General features: G+C 45.8%; 7 protein-coding genes and 1 pseudogene. 1 reads left to right on the plus strand and 7 read right to left on the minus strand.

Annotation, left to right across the window (positions count from 1 at the left end; translation table 11 throughout):
* Nucleotides 1-172 precede the first annotated feature (172 nt).
* From BUC26_RS22055 to BUC26_RS22085, 7 genes are read right to left on the minus strand one after another with little or no spacing between them, the layout of a single operon-like run.
* A complete protein-coding gene (locus BUC26_RS22055) occupies nt 173-640 on the minus strand; it encodes a hypothetical protein (protein WP_073379530.1) in 468 nt (155 codons plus the stop codon).
* On the minus strand, nt 637-1,050 hold the full coding sequence (locus tag BUC26_RS22060) for an ABC transporter substrate-binding protein (protein ID WP_073379532.1): 414 nt from the start codon (nt 1,048-1,050) through the stop codon (nt 637-639). The genes BUC26_RS22055 and BUC26_RS22060 overlap by 4 nt, the downstream gene beginning before the upstream one ends.
* Nucleotides 1,051-1,065: 15 nt before the next feature.
* Nucleotides 1,066-1,656: an ABC transporter substrate-binding protein gene (locus BUC26_RS22065; protein WP_073379534.1), complete on the minus strand. Its 591-nt coding sequence runs from the start codon at nt 1,654-1,656 to the stop codon at nt 1,066-1,068.
* Between the two features lie 34 nt (nt 1,657-1,690).
* Nucleotides 1,691-2,461 (minus strand): ABC transporter permease, encoded by a 771-nt coding sequence (locus tag BUC26_RS22070; protein ID WP_073379536.1) that lies wholly within the window; start codon nt 2,459-2,461, stop codon nt 1,691-1,693.
* Between the two features lie 3 nt (nt 2,462-2,464).
* Entirely contained in the window at nt 2,465-3,229 is a 765-nt protein-coding gene (locus BUC26_RS23260) for an ABC transporter ATP-binding protein (protein ID WP_073379538.1), read from the minus strand.
* On the minus strand, nt 3,210-4,391 hold the full coding sequence (locus BUC26_RS23265; RefSeq protein ID WP_073379539.1) for a double-cubane-cluster-containing anaerobic reductase: 1,182 nt from the start codon (nt 4,389-4,391) through the stop codon (nt 3,210-3,212). Before BUC26_RS23265 ends, BUC26_RS23260 begins: the two co-directional genes overlap by 20 nt.
* Before the next feature lie 11 nt (nt 4,392-4,402).
* A complete protein-coding gene (locus tag BUC26_RS22085) occupies nt 4,403-5,197 on the minus strand; it encodes an acyl-CoA dehydratase activase (RefSeq protein WP_073379541.1) in 795 nt (264 codons plus the stop codon).
* A gap of 422 nt (nt 5,198-5,619) precedes the next feature.
* Here BUC26_RS22085 and BUC26_RS22090 point away from each other — a divergent pair.
* Nucleotides 5,620-5,808 (plus strand): annotated as a pseudogene (locus tag BUC26_RS22090) (IS1634 family transposase); the annotation flags it as partial.

The raw sequence follows: 5,808 nt of genomic DNA on the forward strand, positions 1-5,808 counted from the left end.
GCTTTTTGATCCACGATGCATGCCTCCAGAAAATTTTCGGCATACATGACCATGTCTCAGGCCCGTTGACCAGATGGGGTTAATTTGACGGTTACCTTGTTTTCTCCAAGAGAATTAAAAAATGATAGAAATCCCATTATCTGAATCCATCATTCTGCACCTACAAATGACGTTACTCTTTTGGGGTTGTTACCATCAGTTCCCGATCCGTTATGGTGATGCTAATTTCCTTTGTCTGCCATTGTTTCTCTCCATCATTTTCAGATGTTGCCGCTCCTGTTTCCGAGGTAACAATCGAGATGACCTCTTCCCTGTCTTCTGGTTTAAAGAGCATATCAACTGCGGTGAAGTGCTGGTCGTTAAAATGCATAAAAACTGAGAGCAACGGAACAGTATCGAAATGTAGATCGAGATTACCTTTTCCTTCCATAAACAGTACTGAGGCAGGACCACTCTCATAGATATTTTTCAGGGCCTTCTTACTCAGCCCTAGATCCGGAAGCTGATCCTTATGAGTGCCCCAGACAATACCTCGAAAACCCTGGGTAAACCTCGATTCTGACTGTGCAACTGAAGATAGAGAGGTTAGCAGTAGACAAGCCGCACAGATAGCAGTCAGGATAAACTGTGTCCTTTTCATTGTTTATCCTCCACCGATGAATGTCCAAGTGTTTTTAGTTCCTGCGGAAGAAAACTATAATCGATCATTTTTTCAATGGGAGCTTCATTTTTAATGAAACCATAATCGACCATCAACTGTTTTTGGGTCAGTATATGATCCATTGGTTCAATTGGTGAATACTCCCTGAGGGCCGCAATCATGCAGAGATCCTCTTCCACTTTTGTGTATTTTGGTAAAAACTTACGTGCCTCCTCCTCATTCGTCCTGATGAATTCGAAAGATTTAACCATACCGTTCAGCACCTTCTGGGTAAGCTCTGGGTTTTCTTTGAGGTAATCATCAGAGAAATATAATCCTGCAAAAATCCAGTTGGGAACGATATCATGAAAAGAGGCGAGGATACGACTTGCTCCATGCGATTCCAGCATGGCTGCTAAAGGGTCTCAAACAATAAAAGCGTCCACCCCCCCTGAACGTAGAGCCGCTTCATACTGCATAGGGTTGTCCGGATCTCCCCCCCATAATGGGTGAATATCCTTAATGGTATACCCGCCTTTTGCCAAGGCATGAGTCAACATGGTTTTGGAATTGATGCTGCCGGAAGTGGCAAGCCGCATCCCTTTCACATCCTGAAGTGTTTTATATTTTGTCTGGCCACCAACATGAATGCCACATTTGGTCTTCTCATGGGCATGGCCCATCCATATAACCACTTTTACTGGCACCTTTTTTTCAGCCAGCTTAATAAGAGACGCAAGAGAGATGACGCCTGCGCTCACATCACCCCGCAGTACAGCAGCAAGAACGTTTGGCTCACCTTTTATGTACTCCAACTCAACATTTACACCGGCCTCCTTGAAATAACCCTTCTCTACCCCCACATAAAGAGGCAAATCATCAATGGAACGCCAGTAAACTATTTTCACCGTAGGAAGTTCTGTTGAACTCTCTGTTGCAAGTACCACTGTCGGCACACTGATGAAAAGAGTTGCAACCAGCAGTGCAATCACTTTTCGTGTTTTTCTGCAAAACATTACTATTTTCTCCTTTTAAACATTATCATTTATATTACATACCGCCGCCTAGCGACGTTTCTGAATGCCATGCTAAGACTTTTGACTGGATATATCTGGCCAATTTGTCCAGAGAAAATCCGAGTATAGAAAGAATTCCAATTCCTGCGAAAACACGTTCTGTATCAAAGGTCCTCTGAGCATCAATTACCAAAAACCCAAGTCCGGAATCAGATGACAGCATTTCCACACCAACAAGCGCCATCATCGCAATTGCCGTTGAGATCCGCAGGCCGGTAATAATCATCGGCAGGGCAGAAGGAAGCAATACCCTCGTCCATAATTGAAAGCCGTTAGCACCAAGAGACTGGGCGGCCATGATGAGTTTGCTATCAACCCCTTTAATTCCTGCAATTGTGTTGATGACGATGGGGAAAAAACAGGACTTAAAAATAATTAGAATCTTTGAGGTATTACCGATCCCGAACCAGAGAAAGAAAATGGGAATCAGTGCAAATGTTGAGAGTGGCCGTATAAGCTCGATTAACGGATCAAAAAAATCTTCTATAAGGGTGGACCAAGCAATGAGCAGTCCAAGTGCGATGCCTACTACCGCCGCGAGCAGGTAACCTGATACGGCACGTCCAAGGCTGATTAGGGTATGGTGTGGAACTTCACCGGACATCATCATGCCTACCAAGGTTTTTAAAACTTCAGTTGGAATCGGCAGAAACCAGTTCGGTACGATGCCGTATGCTGAAATACCCTGCCAGATCAACAGGACCAGTATCGGTGACACAAATTTACGATATTTGAACTGCCCCATATCTCAATTCACCTCTTCCCAGACAATTCCTTCCAGATGTGCTTCATAGTCCCTGAATTCTTTTGTCGTGTGCATCTCTCTTGTTCGGGGACGTTCAAGATCGATCAGTATTTCTTCCTTGATGATGCCCGGTCTTTTACTCATTACCACTACTCGGTCAGCAAGAAATACAGCCTCTGAAATTGAATGGGTTACAAAGAGGACGGTACAACGAGTTTTTAACCAGATATTTTGTAATTCCAGCTGCATACTTTCTCTGGTCAGTGCGTCCAGTGCACCGAACGGCTCGTCCATAAGTAATACTTCAGGTTTATTTGCAAGGGCCCGCGCGATGGCCACCCGTTGCCGCATACCACCCGAGAGCTCATGGGGATAACAATCCTCGAACCCCTTCAGCCCCATAAGTTCAATGAGATCCCGGCTGCCCGCCCGGCAGTCGTCTTTTGAGACTTTCCTCATTCGTGGTCCGAATTCGATATTGCCTTCAACCGTCCTCCAGGGGAACAATAGATATTCCTGAAAAACAATCGAGCGATGTACACCCGGACCCTTTATTGGAAGCCCTTCAATGGTAAGTGTCCCCGCTGAAGGTTTTTCAAGGCCTGCAACCATCAACAGAAAAGTTGACTTGCCACAACCACTAGGACCGACAATGGCGACAAACTCGTTTCGCTCTATCCCTAGGGAGAGATCGGAAATCGCCACGGTCTCCTGTTTGTCTTTTCTGCCGTTGAATACTTTCCTGATATTACAGGCGTCTATCAGCATATTTTTTCCTCGTGGCAATCCGTTCCATAAATCCTTCCACGCGAATACGAAGCTGTTCGGTGTCTGATTGTGAGTAGTCGGTTACGACATGCAGAAAAGGAAGACCAAGTTTATCTTTTACCAGTTCCTTAACTCGGTATGACTCTATCTCAAAGGGTTGGCAGAATTGCCAGGCCAGGTCAATAACTCCGTCGATTTTAAATTCCCTACACAAACGCTCAAGATCATCAAATCGCTGGCTGTTTGGCGTCATGCAGGCACAGGTAACCCTGAGATAGCGTTTGGCAATTGCAACGATTGGGTCTTCATTTTCACCTAAAACAATCTGATCTTCAGAGCGAGTTAAGCCACCGCAACCTTCCTGGCAGACGACAACTCCACCGCATTCTTCAACAAGTTCGAGAACTTTTGAACAGCCGAGGCTGTTACCAAGCCCCGTCCATAAGATGCGCGGCTGGTCAGCGGAGTGGGCGTAGTGTTTTTCCTCGATAAGCTGCTGCAGCTCTGAATAAAATTTCTCAAGGGTCGCGATATGCTGATCAAAATCAGTGTAGTACTGTAATTTTGACATGGTGTTGATGAACTCAAGCCCATTGATTGGTCCGGGATTATGTATCCTGCAATAGTAGAGATCAGTGATCAGTTTGCGCCGCTTATTACCCATTACAATGGCGCTACGGAGGTCGTCGTCGGTGATGGTTACGCCAAGTTGCTGTTCGAGAAACGATTTGGTCTGACGGACCTCCTCTATCCAGTGATTCAAGGCTGCAGGAGTTTCGGGTTTTTGTGGCAGGTCCATAATGGACATGGGCACTTCCCGCTCAAGAAGCTCGTACATTTTTTTTCGTCCGTCACAGGTGGTCTCTGCAATCACACAGTCAGCAAGCGGAAAGATAGGGCAGGTACCTGCAACTGCTCTGCCGTAGGTCGCCTTGACCTTGGGGCATTGGTCCGGGCTTAGAATCTCTTCTGCTTTGGTTATAGGCTCTTGAGTCGAACCGCAGAGACCGACCGGAATTGCTCCGGCGGCAAGGATGAGTTCTGTCGGTGAGTAGGAGCATAGACAGCCCACCACCTTTTGGCCACCCTCCTTTGCCATCTCTAAAGAAAGGGCAAAGTCGTTATGAACATCCTGTATTGTTTCAGTTACGGCAAGTACCATATTAACACCATTTAGTGAGACAATCGTTGTGCCAGAACGGCTGCCCCGAGAGCCCCGTTAAGTTGAGGGTCGATACCCAGAGGCGTCAATGAAGTCCTGAGATACATAGTAAGCGCATCTTTAAGGCCCCTGTTTTTTGCAACACCGCCGGTGAGCACACACTGCTGTTTCAAGCCAAGTCGCTTAGCCATATTGCCGATACGGTTTGCAAATGCGTGGTTTACACCTGAAACGATGTCCGCTGCGGATTCACCACGGGCAATAAGTGAAATGATTTCCGATTCAACAAATACAACACACATCGAATTAATCTGGCAAGGTCGCTCTCCTTTGAAGTGAATGTCAGATAAGTTATCCATATCCATCTCCAGAGTGCGTGCCACCATCTCCAGAAATTTTCCGGTCCCGGCGGCACATTTATCATTCATAATGAAATCAACCATGTTACCGTCTTGGTCAAGATGAATCACTTTGCTATCCTGGCCGCCTATATCGATGACCATCCGAATATCCGGGCTGATGCAATTCGCTCCTAGAGCATGGCAGGAAAGTTCTGTCACAGTCGTATCGGCACACGAGAGTGATACGCGTCCATAACCGGTACCTACTATTCTCTGAATGTCATGGGTCTGAGCGGAGGCGGCAACCAGTGCTTCGGCCAATACTTTTTCTGCAGTTTCCCCTACATTTAAACCGGTTGGCCGAATCGCGCTAACAAAGGAGGAGTCGCCGTTCAACAAAACTACTTTGGTGGTACGGGAACCCGCATCGATACCTGCAAAATATTTTTTACCACCTGAATTCATATCATGGGCTCATGAAATGTAACGTATTTAAAAAACTTACGAAATTTTCAATATTTTTCCTAGAACGCATTCATAATAGATAAATGCACGTAATGTCAAATATTATATATTGATAAATCTTTTTTTACGGATAGGTAAATCATATAACAAAAGCATTAGATGGCATCAAGAAGTTGAAACATGAGAAAGCGACAACAAAGAGAGGAACAATGCAGTGGAAAATTGCCGACTATTTCCAGATATGATGAATATCAACATACCCGGTGATGAGGGTTAAGAAGCTGACACTGATAACCTGAGTTCCCGGAAAATTGTAACGATGAAACTAAATAACCACTTAAAAATATGATAATTTAAGGCGATTCTTCTTGCTCTTATCCTCGTTACAGCGCATAATTGTAACGAGGAAAGGAGGATTGCCCATGGCCACCATCGTGTACCAAACCAACAAAAAGACCGGCGTCACCTACGCCTACGAATCGACTTCCTACTGGGACAAGGAAAAGCAACAATCCCGGGCGAAGCGAACCTGCATCGGGCGGGTTGATCCGGTCACCAAGCAGATCGTCCCCAATCGCCCCCGGAAAAAGCCGGTGGTGGTTGAGGGGAGA

Source organism: Desulfofustis glycolicus DSM 9705 (assembly GCF_900130015.1).
Classification (GTDB): domain Bacteria; phylum Desulfobacterota; class Desulfobulbia; order Desulfobulbales; family Desulfocapsaceae; genus Desulfofustis; species Desulfofustis glycolicus.

Coding starts and splice junctions, on each gene's coding strand:
- BUC26_RS22060 (WP_073379532.1), bottom strand. CDS start 1,050: ATGCTGGAATCGCATGGAGCAAGTCGTATCCTCGCCTCTTTTCATGAT.
- BUC26_RS22085 (WP_073379541.1), bottom strand. CDS start 5,197: ATGAATTCAGGTGGTAAAAAATATTTTGCAGGTATCGATGCGGGTTCC.
- BUC26_RS22065 (WP_073379534.1), bottom strand. CDS start 1,656: ATGTTTTGCAGAAAAACACGAAAAGTGATTGCACTGCTGGTTGCAACT.
- BUC26_RS23265 (WP_073379539.1), bottom strand. CDS start 4,391: ATGGTACTTGCCGTAACTGAAACAATACAGGATGTTCATAACGACTTT.
- BUC26_RS22055 (WP_073379530.1), bottom strand. CDS start 640: ATGAAAAGGACACAGTTTATCCTGACTGCTATCTGTGCGGCTTGTCTA.
- BUC26_RS22070 (WP_073379536.1), bottom strand. CDS start 2,461: ATGGGGCAGTTCAAATATCGTAAATTTGTGTCACCGATACTGGTCCTG.
- BUC26_RS23260 (WP_073379538.1), bottom strand. CDS start 3,229: ATGCTGATAGACGCCTGTAATATCAGGAAAGTATTCAACGGCAGAAAA.